Below are 24,051 nucleotides of genomic sequence, written 5' to 3'. Positions count from 1 at the left end.
CACCATGGAGCTATCCCTTGACCTCCTGCGCAAGCTGGAGGGGCTCGCCAAAATCCGGCTTTCCCCAGAGGAGGAGGCCCTCCTCCTCCAAGACCTGAAGCGCATCCTGGACTTCGTGGACGCCCTCCCCCAGGTGGAAGGGATAGAGGAGGAGGCCCCCACGGGCCGCCTGCGGGAGGACGAACCCGCCCCTTCCCTCCCCCAGGCGGAGGCCCTGGCGCTCGCCCCCGAACGGGAGGAGGGGTTCTTCCGCGTGCCCCCCGTCTTGGAGTAGCCATGGTGGACCTAAAGCGCCTGCGTAAGGAGCCGGAGGTCTTCCGCAAGGCCATCCGGGAAAAGGGCATCGCCTTGGACCTGGACGCCCTCCTGGCCCTGGACCAGGAGGTGCAGGGCCTGAAGCAACGCCTACAGGACCTGCAGACGGAGCGGAACCGCATCGCCAAGGAGGTACCCAAGGCGCCCCCGGAGGCCAAGGAGGCCCTCATCGCCCGGGGGAAGGCCCTGGGGGAGGAGGTGAAGGGGCTGGAGGAGGCCTTAAGGGAAAAGGAAGCGCGCCTCACCGAGCTCCTCCTCCAGGTGCCCCTTCCCCCTTGGCCCGGGGCCCCCATAGGGGAGGACGACAGCGCCAACGTGGAGATCAAGCGGGTGGGAAGCCCGAGAACGTTTTCCTTCCCGCCCCTGGACCACGTGGCCCTCATGGAGCGGAATGGCTGGTGGGAGCCTAGGATTAGCAAGGTTTCGGGAAGCCGCTCCTACGCCCTAAGGGGCGACCTCGCCCTCTACGAGATGGCCCTCCTCCGCTTCGCCATGGACTTCATGGCCAAGCGGGGCTTCCTGCCCATGACCCTTCCCTCCTACGCCCGGGAGATGGCCTTCGTGGGCACGGGCCACTTCCCCGCCGCCAGGGACCAGGTCTGGGCCATCGCCGGCACCGACCTCTACCTCACGGGCACGGCGGAGGTGGTCCTAAACGCCCTCCATAGCGGGGAGATCCTGGCCTACGAGGAGCTGCCCAAGCGCTACGCCGGCTACGCCCCCGCCTTCCGCTCGGAGGCGGGAAGCTTCGGCAAGGACGTGCGGGGGCTTCTTAGGGTCCACCAGTTCCACAAGGTGGAGCAGTACGTCCTCACCGAGGCGAGCCTCGAGGCCTCGGACCGGGCCTTCCAGGAGCTTTTGCAAAACGCCGAGGAGATCCTGACGCTCTTGGAGCTCCCTTACCGGCTCCTCGAGGTCTCCACCGGGGACATGGGCCCGGGGAAGTGGCGGCAGGTGGACCTGGAGGTCTGGCTCCCCTCGGAGGGGCGCTACCGGGAAACCCACTCCTGCTCCGCCCTCCTGGACTGGCAGGCGCGGCGGGCGGGGCTACGCTACCGCGACCCCGAGGGCCGGGTCCGGTACGCCTACACCCTCAACAACACCGCCCTGGCCACCCCCCGCATCCTGGCCATGCTCCTGGAAAACCACCAGTTGGAAGACGGAAGGGTGCGGGTGCCCGAGGCCCTGGTCCCCTACATGGGGAAGGAGGTGTTGGAGCCATGCGGCTAGAGGGGGCGGAGCTCCGGATCCTAGAGCTTCCCCTGAAGTTCCGCTTTGAAACGAGCTTCGGGGTGCAGACAAAGCGCACCATCCTCCTCCTCAGGCTCTTTGGCGAGGGCCTCGAGGGCCTTGGGGAAGGGGTGATGGAAAGGCTTCCCCTTTACCGGGAGGAAACGGTGGAAGGCGCCCGGTACCTCCTGGAGGAGGTCTTCCTGCCCCAGGTCCTGGGCCGGGACTTCCCAAACCCCGAGGCCCTTGGACAGGCGCTTTCCCCTTTCCGCGGAAACCCCATGGCCAAGGCGGTCCTGGAGATGGCCTTTTACGACCTCTACGCCAAGGGCCTCGCTAAGCCCCTTTACCAGGTCCTGGGCGGGGTGCGGCGGGAGGTGGAGGTGGGGGTTTCCTTGGGCATCCAGCCCACGGTGGCGGACACGCTGAAGGCGGTGGAACGGCACCTGGCCCAGGGCTACCGCCGCATCAAGCTCAAGATCAAGCCGGGCTGGGACTACGAGGTCCTAAAGGCGGTGCGCCAGGCCTTCCCCGAGGCCACCCTCACCGCCGACGCCAACTCCGCCTACCGCCTCGCTGACTTCGCCCGCCTGAAGCGGCTGGACGAGCTTGGGCTGGACTACATTGAGCAACCCCTGGGCTACGACGACCTCCTGGACCACGCCAAGCTGCAACGGGAGCTCGCCACCCCCATCTGCCTGGACGAGAGCCTCACCTCCAAGGAGAAGGCGAGGAAGGCCATTGAGCTTGGGGCGGGGCGGGTCTTCAACATCAAGCCCGCCCGGCTCGGCGGGCACACGGAAAGCCTCAAGGTCCACGCCCTGGCCGAGGCCGCCGGCATCCCCTTGTGGATGGGGGGGATGCTGGAGGCGGGGGTGGGGCGGGCCCACAACCTGCACCTGGCGAGCCTCCCCGGCTTCACCAAACCGGGGGACGTGAGCTCGGCGAGCCGCTACTGGGAGGAGGACATCGTGGAGGAAGCCCTCGAGGCCCAAGAAGGCCTCATGCCCGTGCCCCAGGGGCCGGGGATTGGGGTGCACCTGAAGCTCCCCTTCGTGGAGCGGATCACCCTATGGAAGCGGTACTTGTCCGCGAGCTAAAGGGCTGGGAGGAGATGGAGGAGGTGGTGGCCCTCCAGGAGGCCATCTGGGGGCGGGACGCCCGGGACCTGGTCCCCCGGGGCCTCCTCATCGCCGCCCAGGACGAGGGGGGTCTGGTGGCGGGGGCTTTCCTCGGGGGAAGGATGGTGGGCTTCGTCTTCGGCTTCCCCACGGCGGACCCAACCCGGCACCACTCCCACATGCTGGGAGTCCTGGAGGCCCACCGGGGCACGGGGGCGGCCCTTCTCCTAAAACGCTTCCAACGGGACTGGTGCCTGGTCCGGGGCGTGCGGCAGGTGGTCTGGACCTTTGACCCCTTGAGGGGGGTGAACGCCAACTTCAACCTGCGGAAGCTCGGGGCCACCGCCAGGACCTACCTCCCGGACCACTACGGCCCCATGACCGGCATCAACGCCGGGGCCCCTTCGGACCGGCTTCTCGCCGAGTGGGACCTCCTCGCCCCGAGGGTCTACCAAAGGATCTACGCCCCGCCCCCCACGCCAACGGGGGAAGGCCTTCCCCAGGCGAACCGGGTGGAAGGGGACGTGCCCGTGGAAGCCCGCCTGGACCTCGAGGCCCCAAGGCTTCTCTTCCAGATCCCCGAGGACTGGGGGCGGATCCTGCGGGAGGACCCCGCCTTGGCCCTAACGTGGCGGGAGCATAGCCGCCTGGTCCTCGGCCACTACTTCGCCCGAGGCTTTGTGGCGGTGGACTTCCTGCGCCACCCGAACCGCTATGTCCTGGCTAAAGACGGAGCTTTGGACCGCTGAGGTGGTCTACGCCGGCTTCGGCACCCCCATGCTCCGGGGGGCCTTGGCGGTGCAGGGAGGGCACGTGGTGGGGGTGGGAAGCCTGGCGGAGCTTAAGGCCCGCTTTCCCGAGGCACCCGTGGTGGCCAAAGGCAAGGCCCTCCTCCCCCCGCCCGTGAACGCCCACACCCACCTGGACCTAAGCCTCCTGCCCCTTTACCGAGGGCCTTTTGCCGGCTTTCTCTCCCACGTGGTGGCCCACCGGGAAAGCCGGGGGCTTTTGGGGGCGAGGTGGGGGCTAGAGGAGCTTCTGGCCACCGGGGTGGGCGCCTTCGCCGACATCGTCTTCAAGGACGAGGTGATGGACTTCCTCCTCCTGGAAAGCCCGCTTCCCGGCGTGGCCTTCTACGAGGTCTTCGCCCCGGACCCCCTGGAGGCGGAGGAGGTCTTCGCCCGGGTGAAGGCCAAGGTGGCGGCGTGGCGGAAGCGGGAGGGGAGGGTGAAGGTGGGGCTTTCCCCCCACGCCCCCTACTCCGTGAGCCTGCCCCTCCTCAAGCGGCTCGCCCAGTACGCCCAGGCCGAGGGCATCCCCCTCATGGTCCATGCGGCGGAAAGCCCGGAGGAGGTGGCCTTCCTCCGGGAGGGAACGGGCCCCTTGGCCGAGGTGCACCGCCGCTTTAGCCAAGCCCCCTTCACGCCCCCAGGCCTCACCCCGGTGCGGCTCCTCCACGCACTGGGGGTCCTCGGCCCCACCACCCTTCTCGTGCACGGGGTCCAGGTGGACGAGGAGGAGGTGGCCCTCCTCGCCGAAACCGGGACCAAGGTGGTGCTCTGCCCCCGCTCCAACCAGAACCTGGCGGTGGGCGAGGCGCCCATCCCCCTCTACGCCCGGTACGGGGTGGAGCTCGCCCTGGGCACGGACTCCCGGGCGAGCAGCCCCGACCTGGACGTGCGCCAGGAGGCCCTTTTCCTCTGGGGCAAGGCGGACCCCCGCCTCCTGGTCCGGGCCCTAACCCGAGGGGGGTATAGGGCCTTGGGCCTCCCCACGCCCCGGATTACCCGGGGAACGCCCGTTTCTCTGGTACACTCCCTCTGATGCGCCCCTTGGGCCGCGGCCCCCACCTTTCCCTGCCTTCCTTCTGGGACGAGGAGGTGCGCCACACCGGGCCCCTCATCCTCTATAGCGCCTTCACCGGGGCCTTGGCGGGGCTTCTGGTGGCCCTGCTGAACCTTGCCCTGCGGCCCCTGGCCGAAGGGGTAGGCAACCTTTTCGGCTACCTGGCCCCCGAGCCCCCGGGGGAAGGGGGGCTCCTCCAGGCCTTCACGGGGCCAGCTCTCTGGCCCCTCGCCTTCCTCCTCCCGCCCCTTTACGCCCTCACGAGCTACCTGGGCACCGGGCAGGGGCTCGCCGCCCTTCTGCGCCAGGCGCGGGAAGGGACCCCGGCCCCCCGGCTCGCCCACCCCCGGGCGGTCCTGGGCGGGGCGTTGCAGATCGCCCTCTACTCCCCCATGGGCCGGGAGGGGCCTTTCGGGGTTTTGGGGCTTTGGCTGGGGCTCCTTTTGGACCGCCGCTTTCCCCGCTTGGGCGGAGGGTTAGCCTTTGCCGGGCTTGCCGCCGGGCTCGGGGCCGCCCTCCACGCCCCGGTGGCGGGGGCCCTCCTCGCCACGGAGATCCTCTACCGCTCCCTCCTCCTCGAGGCCCGGGCCCTCACCCCCGCCCTCATCGGGGCCCTTTCGGGCTTCGCCGTCTACGGAGCCTTTTTCGGCTATGAGCCCCTCCTTCCCTTTCCCGTGCGCCTGGACCTGGCAAGCCTCCCCGCAGGCCTCCTCCTGGGGGTTTTGGCCGCCGCCTTGGCCACCCTGTGGACCGAGGGGGGAAGGGCCCTTGCCGCCTGGCTTAAGCCCCTCCCTTTCCCCCTCCGCCACGCCCTCCTGGGCCTTGCCCTCGCCCTCGCCCTCCTCTTCCTCCCCGAGGCCTTGGGAAACGGCCTCGGCTGGGTGGCGGTGGCCACCACGCCCCTCCTCGCCCCTTGGGCGCTTTTCTACCTCCTCCTCGCCAAGCTCCTCCTCCTCATCCTGGCCCTGGGGGTAAGGGCGTACGGGGGGCCCTTCACCCCGGCCCTGGTCCTAGGGGGGCTTTTGGGCGCCTTCCTCGCCCACCTGGCCGGGCCCTTCAACCTTCCGGCCGAGGCCTTGGCCCTGGCGGGCGGGGTGGCGGTCCTGGCCGGGGTGGCCCGGGCCCCCTTCGCCGGCCTGGCCCTGGCGGCGGAGTGGGGCGGGTACGCAAGCCTCCCCTTAGCCCTGCCCGCCGTCTTCCTGGCCTACGCCCTGACCCCCGCCCACGACCCGGAGGAGGGCCTTAAGGAAGCGCCGGCCACGCCGGAGGGGCATCCGTCTGAAACGCCTCCGCAAAGCGAACCCCCGCCTCGAGGCCCAGAAGCCGCCGCCGGGCCCGAAACTCCTCCAGGCTAAAGGGCCAGCGGTAAAACTCCCGGTAAAACTGAAAGACCGCCTCCGCCACCTCCTGGGTGGAGGTGGTGTCCACGTACACCCAGGGGCGGGCAAGCTCCTTCCGGGGGTAATGGTAGAGCCTTACGGGCTTCCGGTGGGCCTCCCCCACCAGCTTGGGGATGCGGCAAAGCTTCAAGGCGGAAAGCACCGCCTGGTGGGTGGCCCGGTGGTCGGGGTGGACATCCAGGGGGTCCCAGGTGAGGACGGCGTCGGGGCGGAACTCCGCCATGATCCGGGCCAGGGCCAAGGCCTCCTCCCTTCCCCCGGTGAGGAGGGTGTCGCCGAAGGGCAAAAAGCGGTGCTCGGCGCCGATAAGCCCCGCCACATGGGCCCCGTGCCCCTCCCGCACCCGCGCCACCTCTTCAGGAGGAGCCTCGCCGAACTGGCTCGCCAGCTCCCCCTTGGTCATCCAGACGAGCATCACCCGGTCGCCCCTCCTAGCGTGCAGGGCCAGGGTCCCCGCCGCTCCAATCTCGTCATCGGGGTGGGCAAACACGGCGAGAAGGTTCATGGGCTAGAGTCTACCCGCCTTGCCCCAGGAGGGGAAACCCCTTAGCATGGGGCCTAATATGGTACGGGGCATACGGGGCGCCATCACCGTGGAGGAGGACACGCCAGAGGCCATCCACCAGGCCACGCGGGAACTTCTCCTGAAGATGCTGGAGGCCAACGGCATCCAAAGCCACGAGGAGCTTGCCGCCATCATCTTCACCGTGACGGAGGACCTCACCTCCGCCTTTCCGGCGGAGGCCGCCCGGCAGATCGGCATGCACCGGGTGCCCCTCCTCTCCGCCCGGGAGGTACCGGTGCCGGGAAGCCTCCCCCGGGTTATCCGGGTCCTGGCCCTGTGGAACACCGACACCCCCCAGGACCGGGTACGCCACGTCTACCTACGGGAGGCGGTAAAGCTCCGCCCCGACCTGGAAAGCGCCCAGTAGCCTAAAAGCCCAACACCTCCGCCCAAGGGGTGGGCTCCTTGGGGCTCACGTAGCCGGTGTCCATCTGGGCGAGTTGGAGCCGCCCCGAATACTCCTCGTTCACCGCATGCCAGTAAGTGTACTCCTCAATCACCCAGATGCCCGACTCCCGGGCCCCGTTGCCGCTCGCCTTCACGCCGCCGAAGGGCAGGTGGGCCTCGGCCCCCACGGTGGCGTTGTTGATGCTGGTCATGCCCGCCCGGATGCCCACCTTGAAGAGGTAGGCCCAGTGTCGGTGGTTGGTGTAGATGGCGCTGGAAAGGCCGTAGGGCGTGGCGTTGGCCACCCGGATGGCCTCCTCAATCCCGTCCACCTTCACCAGGTTGATGGTGGGCCCGAAGATCTCCTCCTGGAACTGGCGCATGCCGGGGGCCGCCTCCCACACCGTGGGCCAGCCGTAAAGCCCCGCCTCAGGGTCCCCCAGGAAGCGGGGGTAGGGGTTGTCCCGGGTAATCCGCCCCTTGCCGAAAAGGAGGGTGGCCCCGTCCTCCTTGCCCCAGGCGTAGTGCTCCTCCCAGCGGCGGAAAAGCCTTTCGTTGAGGAAGGGGCCGTAGGTGACCTCGGGGTGGAGGAGGGGGTTGCCCACCACCGTGGCCTCGGTGCGCTCCAGGAAGCGCTTTTTGAACTCTTCATAAATAGGGGCGTCCACCAGGATGTTCCCGGCGCTGGTGCACCGTTGCCCTCCCGTGGCGAAGGCGCTCCACCAGGCCCCCTCCACCGCCAGGTCCAGATCGGCGTCCCGCATGACCACCAGGGGGTTCTTGCCCCCCAGCTCCAGGGTGGGCCGGATGAGGTTCCGCCCCGCCACCTCCCCGATCCAGCGCCCCACCTGGGTGCTCCCCGTGAAGGCGAACTTGTTGAGAAGCCCCTCGTCCATGAGCTCCACCAGCCACTGGCCGGTGGAGCCCTTACCCCCGCCGAAGACCACGTTGATGACCCCAGGGGGCAGGCCCGCCTCCTCAAAGAGCTTGACGAAGACGTAGGAGAGGGTGGGGGAGTCGTCCGAGGGCTTCCAGACCACGGTGTTTCCCGTGAGGACCGCCGGGATGAGCTTCCAGCTGGGCACGGCGATGGGGAAGTTGCCGGCGGTGATCATGCCCACCACCCCTAGGGGTCTGCGGAAGGTGAAGAGCTCCTTGTCCCGCATCTCGCTGGGCACGGTCTGCCCATAGAGCCTCCGCCCCTCGGAGGCGAAGAAGAGGGCGGTGTCTATGGCCTCCTGCACGTCCCCGCCCGCCTCCTTGAAGGTCTTCCCCACCTCCCGCACCATGAGGCGGGTCAGGGTGGGCTTTTCCCGCTCCAGGATCTTCGCCAGGTTGAAGAGCACCTGCCCCCGCACCGGGGCCGGGGTGCGGCTCCAGACCTCAAAGGCCTCCCGGGCCTTGAGGGCCGCCTTGCGCAGGGTGTCCTTGGTGCCCTCAGGAAAGCGGGCCACCAGGTCTTCCCGGTCCGAGGGGTTATGGCGCTCCAAGGCCTCCCCTTCCCATACCTCCTCACCCCCGATGAGGTGGCCGAACTCCAGGGTGTTCCCGTACTTGGCGGAAAACGCCTTCATGCTGACCTCCAAGGGGATTTTAGCGGATACTGGGCCTATGCCGCCCCACCGCGACCCCTTGGTCTACCTGCCCCCCTTCCTCTGGGCGCTCAACGTGGTGGCCTCCCGCATAGCCATGGGCGAGGTGGGCCCGGCGTGGGGCTCCTTTTTGCGCTTCGCCCTCGCCCTCCCCTTCTTCCTCCTCGTCCTCCGCCGCCTCCCCCGCCTAAGGCCCTTGGGCCAGACCCTTTTCCTCGCCCTAAGCGGGGTAGCGGTGTTCAACCTGGTCTTTTTCTCCGGGGTGCGGCTCGCCCCGGCCTCGGACGCGGCGGCGGTGGCCGCCCTTTACCCCCTCTCCACCGCCTTCGCCTACAGCCTTTACTTCCGCAAACCTTTTGCCCCCAAGCTCCTTCTCGGGCTTCTCCTTTCGGGGAGCGGGGTGGTCCTTTTGGCCCTAAGCCACGCCGCAGGCGGGGGTGGAAACCGGCTTCTTGGGGACCTCCTCCTGGTCCTGGCCGCCCTCCTGTGGGGGGGCTATAGCGTGGGGGTCACCCTGGCGGTGCAAAGGCGCGAGCCCCTGGAGGTCACGGCGGCCAGCATGCTCTTAGGAAGCCTCCTTCTCCTTCCCCTAGCCCTCGCCTGGCCCTTCCCAGAGGCGAGCCCCAAGGGATGGGCCGCCCTCCTCTACACCGCCTTGGGGGGCGCTTTCCTCGCCTTCACCCTCTGGGGGGAAGTGCTCAAGCGCCACCCCGCAAGCCTGGTGGCCCCCTTCATGAACCTGACCCCCGCCCTCGCCCTCCTCCTGAGCATCCTCCTCCTGGGGGAAGCCCCCAAGGGAATGGACCTCCCGGGGCTCCTCCTCATCGCCCTCGGGGTCTACGTCACCCAGCGGCGTTAGCCGAACTTGGCCTTGAGGGCCCGGAGGGTGGCGGGGGGGACCAGCTTGGAGACATCCCCCCCGTAGCGGGCGATCTCCTTCACCATGGTGCTGGACACGAAGGAGTAGCGGGTGGCCGCCAGGATAAAAAGGGTTTCCAACCCCGGCAGGAGCTGGCGGTTGAGGTGGGCCATCTGGAGCTCGTACTCGTAGTCGGAAACCGCCCGGAGGCCCTTCACGATGGCCTGGGCCCCCACCCGCCTCACGAAGTCCACCAGGAGGCCGGAGAAGGTGTGGGCCTCCACGTTTTGCAGGTGGGCCGTGGCCTCCCGGATGATGCTTAAGCGCTCCTCGGCGGTGAAGAGGTACTGGCCCCGCTTGTTGGGGTTTTCCAAGACGGCCACGGTCACCTTGTCAAAGAGGCGGCTCGCCCGCTGGATCACGTCCAGGTGGCCGTTGGTGAGGGGATCAAAGCTTCCGGGATAGACCACGTGCATTCATACCTCCACGAAGGTGAGGGCGTTTTCCCCGTAAACCCGCCGCTCCCCTAGGGGAAATAGGAGGTCCTTGGGGTGCTGCAGGATGTAAAGCCCGCCTTCCTCCACCAGACCGCTTTCCAAAAGGGCCTGGAAGGCCGCCACCAGGTCCAGGAGGTACGGCGGGGCCATGAAGGCCACGGTGTAGCGCTCCCCTTTGGCCTTCGCCTCGGGCAGGAAGACCTCCACGGGCAGGGGCACGATGCGCACGGGAAGCCCCGTGCGCCGGGCGTTTTCCTGAAGGAGGCGGACGGCCTCGGGGTCCTTTTCCACCAAGGTGGCCTGCCAGCCCTCGCTGGCGGCCTCGAGGCCCACCGCCCCGCTCCCCGCATAGAGGTCCAAAAAGCGTCCCTTGGCCGGGTAGCGAAGGCGCAGGTAGTCAAAAAGGGCCTTCCTGAGCCGCACCGGGGAGGGCCTCGCCGAGGCGGGCACCTTGAGGGGCACCCCCTTGGCCTTGCCGCCCAGAATCCTCACCACGCCCCTTAGCTTAAAGCTCCAGGACCAGGCGGCAAAGCCTCTCCACCCCGCCCCCGAGCTCCTCCAGGGTGATGAGGAGGTCCAGGTGGGCCAAGGTGGTGGCCCGGCTCTCCGCCCTTCCCCCCTCGAGGCGGGCCAGGTGGGCCCGGCGCAAGCGGTCCAGAAACGCTTCCAGGGCGGGAGCCTGCCGCAGGACCTCCTCCGCCAAAGCCTTGTCCCCGGTACCCAAGGCGGCCGCCAGAAGCTCAAGCCGCTTTAGGACCTCCCGCATGGCCTCCAAAAGGTCCTCCCGCCCCTCCGGGCTAAAGGTGAGCCCCTGCGCCCAAAGCCTCTCCGCCTGGCGCACAATCCGCCGCACCAAATCCCCCAGGTGCTCCAGCTCCGAGGCCATGACGAAAAAGCGCACCGCCCGCTCGTCCTTGGTGCGGGTGGAGAGCTCCGCCGTGTAGAGGACCACCTCCCGGGTGAGGCGGTCCACCTTCTCCTCCAAGGGGACAAGCTCCGCCTCGCCCCCCTCTTCCTGGGCCAGGACCCTCACCGCCTGGGCTAACATCCCCCGCACCGCATCCGCCACCCGGGCAAGCTCCCGTTGCACCAAGGCAAAGGCAAGGCCCGGCGTTTCCAGGGCCTCCTGGGAGAGGTACTTGGGGGCCACGCCCCGCTTGGGAAAAAGCCTGCCCGCCAAGGCGGCATACCGCTCCCCCAAGGGCAAGAACCCCAAGGCGAAGGCGAGGTGCGCCAGGGCGTGAAACCCCACCACCCCCAAGGGGCCAAACCAGGGCAAGAGCCCCAGAAGGGGCAAGGAAAGGAGAAAGCGGTGGGCGAGGAGCACCGCCCCCAGGGGCAAGGCCTCCCGCCTGCCCGCCACATAGGCCCAAAAGAGGGCCCCGGAAACCCCCACCCCCGCCCCCAGGACCAAGGCCATGGCCCCTGCCTGGCCCAAGGCCGGGGAAAGGGCCAAGGCCAGGGCCGCCACCCCGTTGGCGGTGGCGAGCAGGAAGGCCAGGAAAAAGCCCAAAAGGTAAAGGCCCAAGGGGCCTGGGTCCAAGAGGGCCAAAAGGGGCCTTAGGCTTTCCACCCCCTCCCCCATGCGCAAAAAGCCCAGGAAAAGGAGCCCAAGCCCGAGGAAAAAGAAGGCCACCCGGCGGAGGCTCGGCCATAGGAGGAAGGGAAGCCCAAGGGCCAGGAGGGCCTCCGCCAACCCCCGCTGCGCCAGGGAAACCACCCCCACCCAGAAGGCCGCCCCCGCCGTGGCGGCCAAGGAGAGGAGGGCGGCCCGCCCAAGGCCGAGCACCCCGCTTTCCAGAAGGCCCAGGGCCAGGAGGGAGAACCCCGTGCCGCTCCCCGAAAGGAGCCCCAAGAAAAACCCTGCCCCCAAAACGCCCAAGGGATGGCCGAGGGCCCGGGCCAGGAGGTGCCGCCTGGCCTTGAGGGCGGAAAGCCCCTCCCCCACCAGGTGGAGCCCAAGCAAGAGTAGGGCAAGCCCCGCCCAGAAGCCCACGCCCGGAGTATACGGAAAAGCCGGCCCTTAGGCCGGCTTCCCTGGTCGGGGAGACTGGATTTGAACCAGCGACCCCCTCGTCCCGAACGAGGTGCGCTACCGGGCTGCGCTACTCCCCGTAGCGGAAGCCAGTATAGGCCATGGAGGGGAAAAGGTCAAAGGGGTTGACGGGGGAGGCGGGTTTTCCTACACTAGCTCCTAACCGCGCCGGGGCGCGGCGAAAACCAGCCCGTTCTCTTATCCAGAGCGGTGGAGGGTACGGCCCAGTGAAACCGCGGCAACCTCCCGTCCCTTCCGTTCCATGGCCGGAAGCGGGCGGGGCTGGTGCCAACGCCGGCCCGGGCGGGGGAAACGCCCGGGGACGATAAGAGAGGGGGGTAAGCGCCACGCCCAACCCCTTCTTGGCGAGAGAACGGTCTTGCCGGGAAGGGGCTTTTTCTGGCCCCTTCCAAGCGCCCCAGGCCGGGTGTTGGAAAGGAGGCCAAGGATGCGCTTTGAGACCCTGCAGCTCCACGCCGGTTACGAGCCGGAACCCACCACGTTAAGCCGCCAGGTTCCCATCTACCCCACCACGAGCTACGTCTTCCAAAGCCCCGAGCACGCCGCCGACCTCTTCGCCTTGCGGGCCTTTGGCAACATCTACTCCCGCATCATGAACCCCACGGTGGACGTGCTGGAAAAGCGCCTCGCCGCCCTAGAAGGGGGAAAGGCGGCGCTGGCCACGAGCAGCGGCCACGCCGCCCAGTTCCTCACCCTCACCACCCTGGCCCAGGCGGGGGACAACATCGTTTCCACCCCGAACCTCTACGGCGGCACCTTCAACCAGTTCAAGGTGACCCTGAAGCGCCTTGGGATTGAGGTGCGCTTCACCTCCCGCGAGGAGCGGCCGGAAGAGTTCTTGGCCCTCACCGACGAAAGGACGCGGGCCTGGTGGGTGGAGTCCGTGGGCAACCCCGCCCTGAACATCCCCGACCTCGAGGCCCTGGCCCAAGCGGCCCGGGAAGCCGGGGTGGCCCTCATCGTGGACAACACCTTCGGCATGGGGGGCTACCTCCTGAGGCCCCTGGAATGGGGGGCCGCCCTGGTCACCCACTCCCTCACCAAGTGGGTGGGGGGGCACGGGGCGGTGATCGCCGGAGGCCTTGTGGACGGGGGGAGCTTCCCCTGGGACAACGGCCGCTACCCCCTCCTCACCGAACCCCAGCCGGGCTACCACGGCCTGAGGCTCACGGAGGCCTTCGGCGAGCTCGCCTTCATCGTCAAGGCCCGGGTGGACGGCCTCCGGGACCAGGGGCAGGCCCTGGGCCCCTTTGAGGCCTGGGTGGTCCTTTTGGGGATGGAAACCCTCTCCCTGAGGGCCGAGCGCCACGTGGAGAACACCTTGCACCTGGCCCACTGGCTCAAGGAGCACCCCAAGGTGGCCTGGGTGAACTACCCGGGCCTCGAGGACCACCCCCACTACCCCAGGGCCCAGAAGTACTTCCGGGGCAAGCCCGGGGCGGTCCTCACCTTTGGCCTGAAGGAGGGGTACGAGGGGGCGAAGCGCTTCATCTCCCGGCTTAAGCTCATCTCCCACCTGGCCAACGTGGGGGACACCCGCACCCTGGCCATCCACCCCGCCTCCACCACCCACTCCCAGCTCTCCCCCGAGGAGCAGGCCTTGGCGGGGGTTTCCCCGGAGATGGTGCGGCTTAGCGTGGGCCTGGAGCACGTGGAGGACCTAAAGGCGGAGCTAGAGGAGGCCCTAGCATGAGCGAGATCACCCTCGAGGCCTGGGGGGACCACGAGGCCCTCCTCCTCAAGCCGCCCCGCTCCCCCCTCTCCATCCCCCCGCCCAAACCCCGCACCGCCGTCCTCTTCCCCAGGCGGGAAGGGTTTTACACGGAGCTTGGGGGCTTCCTGCCCGAGGTGCGCCTCCGCTTTGAAACCTACGGGAGGCTTTCCCGCAAGCGGGACAACGCCGTCCTCGTCTTCCACGCCCTCACGGGCAGCGCCCACCTGGCGGGAACCTACGATGAGGCCACCTTCCAAAGCCTCTCCCCCCTGGAGCAGGCCTTCGGCCGGGAGGGCTGGTGGGATAGCCTGGTGGGCCCAGGCCGCATCCTGGACCCCGCCCTCTACTACGTGGTCTCCGCCAACCACCTGGGAAGCTGCTACGGCTCCACCGGCCCCCTCTCCCTGGACCCCCGCACAGGGAGGCCCTACGGCAAGGACTTCCCCCCCCTCACCATCCGCGACCTGGCCCGGGTCCAGGCGAGGCTTTTGGACCACCTGGGGGTAGAAAGGGCCACGGTGATCGGGGGAAGCCTCGGGGGGATGGTGGCCTTGGAGTTCGCCCTCATGTACCCCGAGCGGGTGAAAAAGCTGGTGGTCCTGGCGGCCCCCGCCCGGCATGGGCCCTGGGCCCGGGCCTTCAACCACCTCGCCCGCCAGGCCATCCTGCAAGACCCCGAGTACCAGAAGGGCCATCCCGCCCCCAAGGGCATGGCCCTCGCCCGGGGCATCGCCATGATGAGCTACCGGGCCCCCGAGGGGTTTGAGGCCCGCTGGGGCGGGGAGCCGGAGCTTGGGGAAACCTACCTGGACCACCAGGGGGAGAAGTTCTTAAAGCGCTTCCACGCCGAAAGCTACCTGGTCCTCTCCCGGGCCATGGACACCCACGATGTGGGCCGGGGCCGGGAGGGGGTGGAGGAGGCCCTGAAGCGCCTCCGGTCCATCCCCTCCCTCTTCGTGGGGATTGACACGGACCTCCTCTACCCCGCCTGGGAGGTGCGGCACCTCGCCCGCCTGAGCGGGGGGCGCTACCGGGAGATCAAAAGCCCCCACGGGCACGACGCCTTCCTCATTGAAACGGACCAGGTGGAGGAGATTTTGGAGGGCTTCCTGCCCTAGCTACTTGCCCACGCAGAAGTTCTGGAAGACCCGGGCCACCACCGCCTCCGCCACCTCTCCCCGGCCGCGGAGGGCGCTTAGGGCCTCCAGGGCCTCCTGCAGGGCCAGGCCCATGAGGTCCTGGGGCAAGGAGAGGGCCTCAAGGAGCCTCTCCCGGATGCGGTGGAGGGCCTCCACCTGCCTTTCCGTGAGGAGGAACTCCCCAGCCCCCTCCCCGAGGAGGGCCCGGTGGATGGCCTCCTTGAGCCGGTCCATCCCCTCTCCCGTGCGGCTGGAAACGGGGAGGAAGGCGGGGTCTTCCCAGGCGGGGGGCAGGTCCGCCTTGGTGGCCACCTTCAGGGTGCGCTCCCAGGGCAAGGGGGGCGGGGCGGGCCTGGGGGCGGAGCGGTCGGCCACGTAGAGGATGAGGTCCGCCTCCTCGGCGATCCTCAGGGCCCTTTCCACACCGGCCCGCTCCAAGGGGTCCTCCGTGTCCCGCACCCCGGCGGTGTCCACCGCCACTAGGGGGATGCCGGAAAGCTCCAGGGGGGCCTCGAGGTAGTCCCGGGTGGTGCCGGGGATGGGGGAAACGAGGGCCCGCTCGTAGCCCAAAAGGGCGTTCAGGAGGCTACTTTTCCCGGCGTTGGGGGCCCCGATGAGGGCGAGGCGGGCCCCCTTCTGCGCAAGCCGGGAGGCCCGGGCTTGGGCGAGGAGGCCCTCCACCTCCCCCAGGACCTCCCGGATGGTGCGTTCCGCCTCCACAGGCTCCACCCCCTCTTCGGGGTAGTCCAAAAGGGCCTGGATGTGGGCGAAGAGGTCCAGAAGCCGGTTTTCCAAGGCTTCTATCCGGCGGGAAAAGGCCCCCTCCAGGGCCCTTAGGGCCTGCCTGCGGGCCAGGTCCCCTTCCGCCTCCACCAGGGCCAAGACCGCTTCCGCCTGGGCCAGGTCCAGCTTGCCGTTGAGGTAGGCGCGCAGGGTGAACTCCCCAGGCCCAGCGGGCCTCGCCCCCGCCCGGTAGAGGGCCTCGAGGACCCGCCGGAGCACCGCCGGGGAGCCGTGGGTGTGGAACTCGCAGGCGTCCTCCCCCGTGTAGGACCGGGGGGCCCGGAAGACGAGGAGGAGGGCCTGGTCCAGCACCTCCCCCGTTTCGGGGTCCACCACCTCCCCCAGGGTGAAGCGCCCCCCCTTTAGCCCCCTTGGGTCCTTCCCCCGCCACACCCTCGCCGCCACCTCCAATGCCCCTTCCCCGGAGAGGCGCACCACCCCGATGGCCCCCTTCCCGGGCGGGGTGGCGATGGCGCAGATGGGGTCCTTAAGCCGCATCACAGGGCCTTTTGCAGCGCCTCCAGGGTCTTCTCCACGTCCTCCTCCGTGTGGGCCACGGAGAGGAAGGCCGCCTCAAAGTTGGAGGGCGGCCAGTACACCCCCCGGTCCAGGAGGCCGTGGAAGAAGCGCTTGAAGAGCTCGGTGTCCGTGCGCTTGGCGTCCTGGAAGGTGACCACAGGGCCTTCCGTGAAGAACACGGTGAGCATGGAGCCCATGCGGTTCACGGCGTGGGGGATGCCCTTGGCGGAGAGGACCTCCTTTAGGCCTGCCTCCAGCTTGGCCCCCAGGGCCTCCAAGTGGGCGTAGTGGCCGGGGTTTTTCTCCAAAATCTCCAGGGTGGCCAGGCCCGCCGCCATGGCCAAGGGGTTTCCGGAAAGCGTCCCCGCCTGGTAGACGGGCCCCAAGGGGGCCACCTTCTCCATAATCTCCCGCCTCCCGGCGTAGGCGGCGGCGGGAAGCCCTCCGCCCAGGATCTTCCCCAGGGTGATGAGGTCGGGCTTTAGGCCAAGCCGCTCCGTGGCCCCGCCGAAGGCCAGGCGGAAGCCCGTCATCACCTCGTCGGCGATAAGGAGGACGCCGTAGTTTTGGGCCTCGAGGAGGGCCTTGAGAAACTCCTCCGTGGGGATGAGTACCCCAGCGTTCCCCACCACGGGCTCAAAGATGATGGCGGCGACCTCCTCGCCCCGCGTGCGCAAAAGCGCCCTTAGCCCCTCAGGGTCGTTGTACTCCAGGACCAGGGTGAGCCGGGCGTACTCCTCGGGCACGCCGGCGCTGGAGGGCACGCCGAAGGTGAGGGCCCCCGAGCCCGCCTCCACCAGGAGGCCGTCCGCGTGGCCGTGGTAGTTGCCCCGGAACTTCACCACGTACTTCCTGCCCGTGTACCCCCGGGCGAGACGGATGGCGGACATGGTGGCCTCGGTCCCTGTGCTCACGAAACGCACCAGGTCCACCCCCGGATAGGCCCGCTTCACCGCCTGGGCCAGGGCCACCTCCAAGGGGTGCGGCGCCCCAAAGGTGAGCCCCTTTTCCGCCACCTCCTTCACCCGGGCCACCACCTCCGGGTGGGCGTGGCCCAGGATGAGGGGACCCCAGCTCATCACGTAGTCCAGGTAGCGGTTGCCGTCGGCGTCAAAGGCGTAGGCCCCTTCCCCTCGCACGAGGAAGACGGGGGTTCCCCCCACGGCCCTAAAGGCCCGCACAGGGCTAGAAACGCCGCCTGGAATGTGCTCGTTCGCCTCGGCGAAAAGCCGGGCAGAGGTAGGCCGTTCCATGCCTCCCACTCTAGCGGCTTAAAAGGCGAAAAGGGTAGCCCATGACGACTCCACGGCGACAAGCCAGCCCGGGTGGCTTGACGGGCAAGACCGTATCAATCCCCTTACGGGGCTAAGTGGCTGCTACCCTTCCCCTTTGGAACCGGGTGCTGGACAAGGTTTTCAAGTTGTCCTTGGCCGAAGCTTTTGAAATCCTCATCTCCCGCCATCTTCAACAACACCCGGCTCCGGATGAGGTTGTGGGCCAAGCGAAGGGGACCCACCCGCGCCACCAACCCCAACCACGACCTCGCCTCCATCCGGTGAAACCCAAGCGAACGCACCAACACGCTCAACCGCGTCTCCATCCAGTTCCTCACCCGCCCCATCCATCCCTCCCCTCCCGTTTCCACCCGCTTCCCTCCACGCAACCGGCAGGGAAGTGTCTTAACCCCCGCTACCCACCGAAATCCCCGATCCCCCAGCACAGCGGATAGCCCCTCGCTTCACTTCTCCCGAGCGTTCCCGGTCAAAAGGGCAAAGCGAAAGAAGCGTCCCCGCTCGTTCATCACCGCCCCCAGGACAAGCCCAGCCAACGCTCCCAAAGGTCCCACCTCTATAGCAGCATGGGGGAAGAAGAGGGTGTGGATGCGGTGGCCGTGGGCTAGGGGTAGGGGTTTGCGGTCCACCCCTTGGAGGAGGCCGGGTCCGCCTGCCAGGCGTTGGGCCAGGAGGGCGGGGAGGTCGGCGGCTTCTTGGAGGACGCGGTAGAAGCGGGAGGGGTAGGGTAGGGAGGGGGAAGAAGGGTTTGAGGAGGGTTTTGCTAGCCGGGTAGCCTTTGGCGAGGTCTGGACCTCCTAACGAGGAAGAAGAGGGCGAGGGATAGGAGTTCAGCGAGGGTAGCTTTTTGGCGCTTTTGGGGTTTTGGGAGTTTGCGGCCTTGGGCTTGGAGGGCTTTGAGGGTGTCGTTCGCCCAAATGTGGATGGATACCAAAAAGGTTTTGTGTGGAGAAGGTAAAGGTTCGTTAAGTTTTATAGCACCCCCTCTCCTTACACATCTGAGCCTGGAAATCAAGTAGCACACCAAGGCATTTAACCTTGGAGATCAAGTAGAACGCGAAGGAGGGAACCACTTCCGTAAAGCGACGCGCAGCTTGTTAAAACTTGGGTCAGCACAATGTTGAAAGCTTACACTTCCCGCCAATTCAGCGTATATGCTGGACGAGCGCGGCAACTTGGACAAATGCAAGCATTTCTCCATTGCCTCCTTGGGTCGCTCTGGTTTACCCAATTTGTTCCTCGGAAAGCCTATCAACACCTGGTTCACCTGCTGCTGAGTTAGACCCAGAACCTGAGGTACATGGGGCGAATTGGACCAAACCCAAACCTCCAACTCGGGCACCAAAATTATCACTTCACACCGCTCCTGCCAACCCGATTGCTCTAAACGGCTCTTGAGGTCAGTTTCAAGTTTTTCAGGCGGATCTTGTTCCTGACCGCAACCCTCGTAGTCAAATATAACTAAGGCGTAACGGTATTCTTCGGAAAAAGGACTTAAGAATTTTTCCGCCTCGCGCAAAACCCCAGGGTCACGCCTTGGATGCACAAATATATCAACCTGCACTGGACAAATTTGCAAAGCAGGATAACGCTTTTCCAACAGGGTTCGCACGACTGCTTCCATGTTTTTGTCCGCAACGAGGACCACTATATCCTTCACCCCAGCACCCCCGCTGCCAGCAAGTCGCCCAAAGTCGCTTCTTCGCGCCACTTTTGGAGTTTGGGATGCATGTCGCCACGAACAATGTCTGTCGCTCCGTTAGGGGTGAGGGCAAAACACAGCAAATCATCAGGCTTCGCCAACTGCAAGAGCAAGGGCGAGTGCGTCGCGACAAACACTTGACCATCGTATACCGACGAAATGGACTGGAAAACCAACTCCAAAGCCTTCGGATGAATCCCGTTCTCTGGCTCCTCAATCAGGTAAATCTTTCCGGCTTCAGGAAGGTAAGCTAGTAGAGAAAGCGCCAAAAAACGCAAAGTCCCGTCTGACAGCATCCAACTCGGCAATCTCAGGTCTTGGGGAAAGTGAACGTCCAAAAAGAGGAAGCGGTCAACTTCCCGTTCCCGAACAGCGATGTCTTCGATGTTGGGCAACGCCTGCTTCACGTGGGCAAGCCACCGGTGAAAGCGTTCAGGTGAGCCTTCCCTCAGTTGACGCACCACGAGCGGCAAATTGCTACCATCAGGCTGGAATGCCCTGGGCGCATCAGGACGACAGGGTTCGCGCATTCGTTGGCTGTTTAGCATCAAGCGATGGAGCCCAGAAAGGATGATCCGCCTTGCCCATAGCGATACCGGAAATCTCTCCTCGTCCTCGGGTAAATTGGCAAGGGCGGCTTTGCGGGGGTCAATTCGGAAAGGCGAGTTCCAGCCGCTGGTCTCAGAACGAAAATAGACTCTGCCATCGGCTATGCGACCAATGACTTTCCGCCATCCAGCAGGTGCGTGTTGCCCCGGCTCAGCAACAATCCTTTCCGGCGGGCTCGGTTCGCTAGGGAAAAGCAATCTTTGACCCTTCTCCTCCTCATCACTTGAACGCTTCAACCAAAAGGTCTCCCTTTCAAGCACAATGCCGCCCTCGGTACCAACTCCGACCCGAATTTCGTAGCGACAAGAGCGATAGCCACTAGACGACAATGGCAGAGGAACCTCCATTTCTATCGCCAACTCGAAGGTCTGCGATTGCCGCTTCCATGTCATTTCCTGAAGGGTATTCGCTCGCGCCAAAACGGCCGCTTCAACTCCTTCTTCCAACAAATCCTGCAAAAAGACTAGCACATCCAAAAATGTGCTCTTGCCGCTAGCGTTCGGTCCGACCAAGATTTGGAATGGACGAAGATCTTGGCTGATGTAATGCAAGCACTTGTAATTGAGCGCTTCGATACGGGAAATCATGGTATTACCCTCCAGTCATCCAATCAAACAAACGAGGACCCATTGCTCGGTGGCGATCGACCTCTTCAGGTTACAAAGGGAGGATTTCCCTGACTTCTTCCACCCTTAGATTTACCATAGGTACCCCTTCAGAACGATCACCAACCCGAAGCGAACTGTCACATCGTTCAAAACCCTTTACACCGTCCCGTCCTCGTCAGTCAGTACCCATTCTTTGCTTACTACCTGGGAGCGCATCACCTGGGACAGCCCACTTTTATTTTAACCCAAGTTGCCACCTGTCCCCGGCTTTGAAACCATAGCGGCCGGTATGCCTTCGCGCATCCTACCGGCCCTCTGCACCCTAGACGATGCCCTCCAAGCCCTGGGCCACCGGGATGACCCCCAAGCCAAGACCCCCGCATCCGCCATCCTCACCCTGGCCATCTTGGCCGCCATGGAACGGGGAGGCAAGCACAACAAAGCCCTGGCCCTCGCCCAAGACCTGAAACGCTTCACCCACATCCCCTCCCCAAGCCGCTTCCACCGCAGGCTCCACGCCCTCTCCCCCCTCCTCCTGCCCCTCCACTACCTCCTGGCCCAGGTTTGGAAGAACCTCCACCAGGCCCAGGCCTGTGCCCTGGACACCTTCCCCCTCCCGGTCTGTGAGAACATTCGTGCCCCTCGCGCCAGGCCCTTCCCGGATGGGGTCTACCGGGGCTTCATCCCCAGGGAGCGGGTCCCCTTCCACGGCCTGAAGCACCACCTCCGGGTGGACGATGGGAAGTCCCTCCACGAGGTGAACCTGACCCCGGGAAGCCCGCATGGTTTGACCCCTTTCCTTCTCCTCCCCCTGGAGCTACCCGAGGGGGCGGAGCGCTACCTGGACCGGGGGTACGAGCGCCATCTCCATGAGGACCTGCTCAAGGAGGCGCAGGGGCTTGTTCCCATGGGGATCCGAAGGGGGAAGGGTCGGCGCTATGTGCCTTGGCCCCAGTACCTGGCCGTGGTGGGGCGGCGGGTGGTGGAGACGGTGGGGAGCACCCTCCACGCCTCCTTTCCCAGGCGGGTTCGCGCCGTGACCCAGGAGGGCTTCGTCATGGAGGTGCGCTCCTTCGTCCTGGCCCAGAACCTTGGGCTCATGGTGCAGAGAATGCTTGGGTAGCAACTTGGGTTACGTAATGCCCGGGTTGATATGGCGGCAAACCCTCCTCGCCCGCCGTCCCAACGTCGCTCGCTCCAAGCCGCACCCTTCCAAGGCTTCCGGTACCCGAACCTCGGACGCCGCCGCCAACGGGCCACCTGAGGGCGGGGGTGGCGAAGACGGCGGGGAAGGCGGGGACCAGGAGGACGACCCACCGCCGCCGCTAAGGGCCGCCCCCAAGCGCCGGGGCCGTCCGGGAAAGACCCGCCGCTTCCGGGCCTTCCCTTCACATAGAACGCATAAAAAGCGCCGCGCGATTTTGGACGCCATCGCCGAGGCTCTGGCGGGGCGCCCTGCCGCCCTTTTCCTCACCCTAACCCCCACCACCCCCACCCCGGATGAGGCCCGCCGCCTGGCCGCCGTCCACCCATCCATCGCCAAATGCTTTTCCGCGTTCGCGGCTCGCCTTCGCCGGGAAGGGGCCCTTTTCGCCGTCGTGGTAGAAACGCGGTCGGACGCTGGCGCCTTTTTCCCCCATGCCCACGGCATCGTAGCCGGGGTGCCTCTGGCCCGCCTAAAGGTCCTGGCGGCGCGTTCGGGGCTGACGCTCCACGCGGAAGCCTTGCGCGACCCCCGGGCCGCGGCGCGGTACCTCGCGAAGGCCGCCCAACGTCGGCATTACGACGCCATTCAAGGCGCGCGGGGCTTTTGGGCCTCCACGGGGAGGGTTGTGTACCCGGGTACACAAAAGGCGCGCTCCCTCCCCGCTGAACCTGTGCGGCTAGCCCCTGGCGTGGTGGTAGTGGACATCCCCCGCTTCTTGCGGGCTAACCTGGCAGGCCTGCGAAGCCCTTCCCCCGTCGTCCGCAAAGCCTCGGCCACGGCCCTTCGCGCCTTCTGCCAGGCCACGGGGCTTCCTCCTGACCCCCAAACGCTTGCGGCCTTTGCGGAAGGGGGTGGCCCATGACCCCGCGTTCCTTCTTCGCCGACTTGGCCTACGGCCGCGCGGCGGAAGCGGACCCCAAAGTCCGGGCCTTATTAGGCCAACTTTACCCGGGCTACCCCATCACCCCTGCGCCCCCCGGCCTGGACCTCGAGGGCGTTGACCTTGTCATTGACCGCCCCGGCTTCCCCGTCCCTGTCCAGGTCAAGCGCTACCGGGGAACCCTGCACCCCCTTCGCACCGCCCTGGTCTTCCTAGAGGACATCGCGGACCTGGACAGGGGCACCCCGGGGTGGCTGTGGACAAGCCCCGCCGACCTCCTGGTCATCGCCTACGCCGACGAGCCCCTTGCCCTCCACCTTCCCACCCTGCGCGCCATCGCCGCCGAAAGGGGGGAGAAATGGGGCCCCTACTTGGACATAACGAAAACCGAAGGCCGCGGCGGACGCATTTGGTATAGCGTGGTTTGGCGCGTCCCTTTGCGGGAAGTAGAAGGCGCCGTGCTAACCATCCCGAAGGAGGCCCAGGGTAGGTGATACCTTGCCATGGATTTCCCTCAGGTCCTTTTCCGCAAGCCGCACATAGTGGGCGGTCATGGCTGGGGACTGGTGCCCCATAAGCATTTGCAGGGCATAGGGGTTCATCCCGTTCTTGACCATGACCACCGCCGCGCCCCTACGAAAGGCGTGGGGGGACTTGTAGGGGACGCCCGCCGCCCTAGCAAGCCGCCGTAGCATTTGCCGGACCGCATCAGCCGTTATCGGCCTCCCCGTACCGCTAAGGAATAGGGCATCGCTTGTGCTTTCTGGCCTTTCGTTCCTAAGATAGGCCCAAACCGCCCTCCGCGTGGGCGCCGAAATGGGAAGCACCTGGTATGCCCCACCCTTGCGCTTTACCCTTATCCCTTCAGGGCGAACATCCTCGAGCCTAAGGCCAACAATCTCCCCTATCCGGGCCGCCGTATCCCAAAGCAGAAGCAGTATCGCCTTGTCCCGGAAGGGGTGCTTCCCACCATCCGCCGCTAGGAGCATCTTGCGTACCTCCCCGGGCCTCACCACCGCAAGGTCGGGGGGTGGCGCCTTGGGCGGCTTCATCCTGGCCGTGGGGTCATGTTCCAAGACGCCCTCCCGCACAAGCCACCGGAGGAAGGGCCGCACGGCCCGGTAGCGCGCCACAACCCCACCGGGGCTAAGCCCTTCCTCGTGGGACCGCGCGAGGAAGACCCTAAGGTCCTGCGTCGTTAAATCCTGCACCCGCTTGTCCCCCACAATCCTAAGCATGCTCCTAACCCCTTCCCCATAAAAGGCCAAGGTCCTGGGCGACAACCCTCTAGCCTTCCCGTCCTGCAAGAACACCCCAAACCATTCCGATAGCCTTTCCACACAACCCCTCCCGTGTTCGGTTTTGTACCGGGTACGACCACATGATTGTGTTCGGATGACGCGGGACAAGGGGGTGTTCGCCTGTTTCTGGGGAAGCGAGGATTTTGCGATAAGAAAGCCCCGGGAAGTCCCTTCCCGGGGGCGCTGGTGGCGGCGGTGGGACTCGAACCCACGACACCACGATTATGAGTCGTGTGCTCTGACCGCCTGAGCTACGCCGCCAGGCGCCAGGCACCCCCCATCAAAACGGGAAAATCTCGCTTAGAGTTTTTCCAAGTGGACTTGGACAGTTTTCAGATAACGCCCTTTACGGCCCAACTTGGGCCGTAACTCGGCCGTAAAGTCTTTGGACTTTCTCCGGGTAGAGGAGGGCAAGAAGTATCATTTTGAT

At 66.5% G+C, this 24,051-nt stretch carries 23 protein-coding genes, 2 tRNA genes, 1 pseudogene and 1 riboswitch; of the genes and pseudogenes, 13 read left to right on the top strand and 13 right to left on the bottom strand.

Annotated elements, in window-relative coordinates:
• Positions 1-4: 4 nt before the first annotated feature.
• Genes gatC through LXN00_RS01705 form a run of 6 tightly spaced genes read left to right on the top strand, consistent with a single transcriptional unit; the run spans position 5 to position 5,866 of the window.
• Positions 5-274, top strand: coding sequence for an Asp-tRNA(Asn)/Glu-tRNA(Gln) amidotransferase subunit GatC (gatC, locus tag LXN00_RS01730; protein WP_234503818.1), 270 nt, complete (start codon positions 5-7; stop codon positions 272-274).
• A 2-nt stretch (positions 275-276) separates the two neighbouring features.
• A complete protein-coding gene (serS, locus tag LXN00_RS01725; protein WP_234503816.1) occupies positions 277-1,545 on the top strand; it encodes a serine--tRNA ligase in 1,269 nt (422 codons plus the stop codon).
• Positions 1,536-2,645 (top strand): o-succinylbenzoate synthase, encoded by a 1,110-nt coding sequence (gene menC / locus LXN00_RS01720; RefSeq protein WP_234503815.1) that lies wholly within the window; start codon positions 1,536-1,538, stop codon positions 2,643-2,645. Before serS ends, menC begins: the two co-directional genes overlap by 10 nt.
• The gene (locus tag LXN00_RS01715; RefSeq protein ID WP_234503813.1) at positions 2,618-3,415 is read left to right on the top strand and encodes a GNAT family N-acetyltransferase; all 798 of its coding nucleotides are present in this window, start codon (positions 2,618-2,620) and stop codon (positions 3,413-3,415) included. The genes menC and LXN00_RS01715 overlap by 28 nt, the downstream gene beginning before the upstream one ends.
• Complete coding sequence (locus LXN00_RS01710) at positions 3,381-4,490, top strand: amidohydrolase family protein (RefSeq protein ID WP_234503800.1); 1,110 nt, start codon at positions 3,381-3,383, stop codon at positions 4,488-4,490. Before LXN00_RS01715 ends, LXN00_RS01710 begins: the two co-directional genes overlap by 35 nt.
• Complete coding sequence (locus tag LXN00_RS01705; RefSeq protein WP_234503798.1) at positions 4,490-5,866, top strand: chloride channel protein; 1,377 nt, start codon at positions 4,490-4,492, stop codon at positions 5,864-5,866. Before LXN00_RS01710 ends, LXN00_RS01705 begins: the two co-directional genes overlap by 1 nt.
• On the opposite strand, the gene LXN00_RS01700 is transcribed toward LXN00_RS01705, so the two are convergent.
• Complete coding sequence (locus tag LXN00_RS01700) at positions 5,754-6,416, bottom strand: PIG-L deacetylase family protein (protein ID WP_234503796.1); 663 nt, start codon at positions 6,414-6,416, stop codon at positions 5,754-5,756. The two genes, LXN00_RS01705 and LXN00_RS01700, sit on opposite strands and share 113 nt — an antisense overlap.
• 58 nt (positions 6,417-6,474) lie before the next feature.
• On the opposite strand from LXN00_RS01700, the gene aroH reads away from it, so the two are divergent.
• On the top strand, positions 6,475-6,843 hold the full coding sequence (aroH, locus tag LXN00_RS01695) for a chorismate mutase (protein ID WP_234503795.1): 369 nt from the start codon (positions 6,475-6,477) through the stop codon (positions 6,841-6,843).
• 1 nt (position 6,844) lies between these two features.
• On the opposite strand, the gene LXN00_RS01690 is transcribed toward aroH, so the two are convergent.
• Positions 6,845-8,437 carry an aldehyde dehydrogenase family protein gene (locus LXN00_RS01690; protein WP_234503792.1) on the bottom strand — a complete coding sequence of 531 codons (1,593 nt, stop codon included), beginning with the start codon at positions 8,435-8,437 and terminating at the stop codon, positions 6,845-6,847.
• Positions 8,438-8,474: 37 nt separating this feature from the next.
• On the opposite strand from LXN00_RS01690, the gene LXN00_RS01685 reads away from it, so the two are divergent.
• Positions 8,475-9,314: a DMT family transporter gene (locus LXN00_RS01685; protein WP_234503790.1), complete on the top strand. Its 840-nt coding sequence runs from the start codon at positions 8,475-8,477 to the stop codon at positions 9,312-9,314.
• Here LXN00_RS01685 and coaD read toward each other — a convergent pair.
• The 4 genes from coaD to LXN00_RS01665 form a co-directional block, all read right to left on the bottom strand.
• Positions 9,311-9,790, bottom strand: a complete 480-nt coding sequence (coaD, locus tag LXN00_RS01680; protein ID WP_234503788.1) for a pantetheine-phosphate adenylyltransferase — start codon at positions 9,788-9,790, stop codon at positions 9,311-9,313. The two genes, LXN00_RS01685 and coaD, sit on opposite strands and share 4 nt — an antisense overlap.
• Entirely contained in the window at positions 9,791-10,306 is a 516-nt protein-coding gene (locus LXN00_RS01675) for an RsmD family RNA methyltransferase (RefSeq protein WP_234503787.1), read from the bottom strand. It lies immediately after the preceding gene.
• A 10-nt stretch (positions 10,307-10,316) separates the two neighbouring features.
• Positions 10,317-11,807: a PhoU domain-containing protein gene (locus LXN00_RS01670; protein ID WP_234503785.1), complete on the bottom strand. Its 1,491-nt coding sequence runs from the start codon at positions 11,805-11,807 to the stop codon at positions 10,317-10,319.
• 42 nt (positions 11,808-11,849) lie between these two features.
• A tRNA-Pro gene (locus tag LXN00_RS01665) sits at positions 11,850-11,926 on the bottom strand.
• A gap of 115 nt (positions 11,927-12,041) precedes the next feature.
• Positions 12,042-12,178: riboswitch (SAM riboswitch) on the top strand.
• Between the two features lie 116 nt (positions 12,179-12,294).
• On the opposite strand from LXN00_RS01665, the gene LXN00_RS01660 reads away from it, so the two are divergent.
• Together LXN00_RS01660 and metX are read left to right on the top strand one after the other, a co-directional pair.
• Complete coding sequence (locus LXN00_RS01660) at positions 12,295-13,560, top strand: O-acetylhomoserine aminocarboxypropyltransferase/cysteine synthase family protein (protein WP_234503781.1); 1,266 nt, start codon at positions 12,295-12,297, stop codon at positions 13,558-13,560.
• Complete coding sequence (gene metX / locus LXN00_RS01655; protein WP_234503778.1) at positions 13,557-14,699, top strand: homoserine O-acetyltransferase MetX; 1,143 nt, start codon at positions 13,557-13,559, stop codon at positions 14,697-14,699. The genes LXN00_RS01660 and metX overlap by 4 nt, the downstream gene beginning before the upstream one ends.
• On the opposite strand, the gene mnmE is transcribed toward metX, so the two are convergent.
• From mnmE to mads3, 5 genes and pseudogenes are all read right to left on the bottom strand, one after another.
• Entirely contained in the window at positions 14,700-16,001 is a 1,302-nt protein-coding gene (mnmE, locus tag LXN00_RS01650) for a tRNA uridine-5-carboxymethylaminomethyl(34) synthesis GTPase MnmE (protein WP_234503776.1), read from the bottom strand.
• Complete coding sequence (hemL, locus tag LXN00_RS01645; protein ID WP_234503775.1) at positions 16,001-17,275, bottom strand: glutamate-1-semialdehyde 2,1-aminomutase; 1,275 nt, start codon at positions 17,273-17,275, stop codon at positions 16,001-16,003. The genes mnmE and hemL overlap by 1 nt, the downstream gene beginning before the upstream one ends.
• Positions 17,276-17,469: 194 nt before the next feature.
• A pseudogene (locus LXN00_RS12775) lies at positions 17,470-18,290 on the bottom strand (transposase); the annotation flags it as partial.
• 69 nt (positions 18,291-18,359) lie between these two features.
• Positions 18,360-18,962: a methylation-associated defense system protein MAD4 gene (gene mads4 / locus LXN00_RS01635; protein ID WP_234503771.1), complete on the bottom strand. Its 603-nt coding sequence runs from the start codon at positions 18,960-18,962 to the stop codon at positions 18,360-18,362.
• Between the two features lie 8 nt (positions 18,963-18,970).
• Positions 18,971-20,212, bottom strand: a complete 1,242-nt coding sequence (gene mads3, locus LXN00_RS01630; RefSeq protein WP_234503768.1) for a methylation-associated defense system AAA family ATPase MAD3 — start codon at positions 20,210-20,212, stop codon at positions 18,971-18,973.
• A 310-nt stretch (positions 20,213-20,522) separates the two neighbouring features.
• Between mads3 and LXN00_RS01625 the strand changes: the two genes are divergently transcribed.
• The 3 genes from LXN00_RS01625 (at position 20,523) to LXN00_RS01615 (ending at position 22,814) form a co-directional block, all read left to right on the top strand.
• Positions 20,523-21,356, top strand: a complete 834-nt coding sequence (locus LXN00_RS01625) for an IS982 family transposase (protein WP_234503765.1) — start codon at positions 20,523-20,525, stop codon at positions 21,354-21,356.
• 298 nt (positions 21,357-21,654) lie between these two features.
• Positions 21,655-22,302 carry a hypothetical protein gene (locus LXN00_RS01620; RefSeq protein WP_234503763.1) on the top strand — a complete coding sequence of 216 codons (648 nt, stop codon included), beginning with the start codon at positions 21,655-21,657 and terminating at the stop codon, positions 22,300-22,302.
• Complete coding sequence (locus tag LXN00_RS01615) at positions 22,299-22,814, top strand: hypothetical protein (RefSeq protein WP_234503760.1); 516 nt, start codon at positions 22,299-22,301, stop codon at positions 22,812-22,814. Before LXN00_RS01620 ends, LXN00_RS01615 begins: the two co-directional genes overlap by 4 nt.
• On the opposite strand, the gene LXN00_RS01610 is transcribed toward LXN00_RS01615, so the two are convergent.
• Positions 22,782-23,633: a tyrosine-type recombinase/integrase gene (locus tag LXN00_RS01610; protein ID WP_326491119.1), complete on the bottom strand. Its 852-nt coding sequence runs from the start codon at positions 23,631-23,633 to the stop codon at positions 22,782-22,784. The two genes, LXN00_RS01615 and LXN00_RS01610, sit on opposite strands and share 33 nt — an antisense overlap.
• A 172-nt stretch (positions 23,634-23,805) precedes the next feature.
• Positions 23,806-23,882, bottom strand: a tRNA-Met gene (locus tag LXN00_RS01605).
• Positions 23,883-24,051: the final 169 nt, after the last annotated feature.

Source organism: Thermus brockianus (assembly GCF_021462505.1).
Classification (GTDB): Bacteria; Deinococcota; Deinococci; order Deinococcales; family Thermaceae; genus Thermus; species Thermus hydrothermalis.
This window is presented reverse-complemented; position numbering and strand designations above follow the sequence as displayed.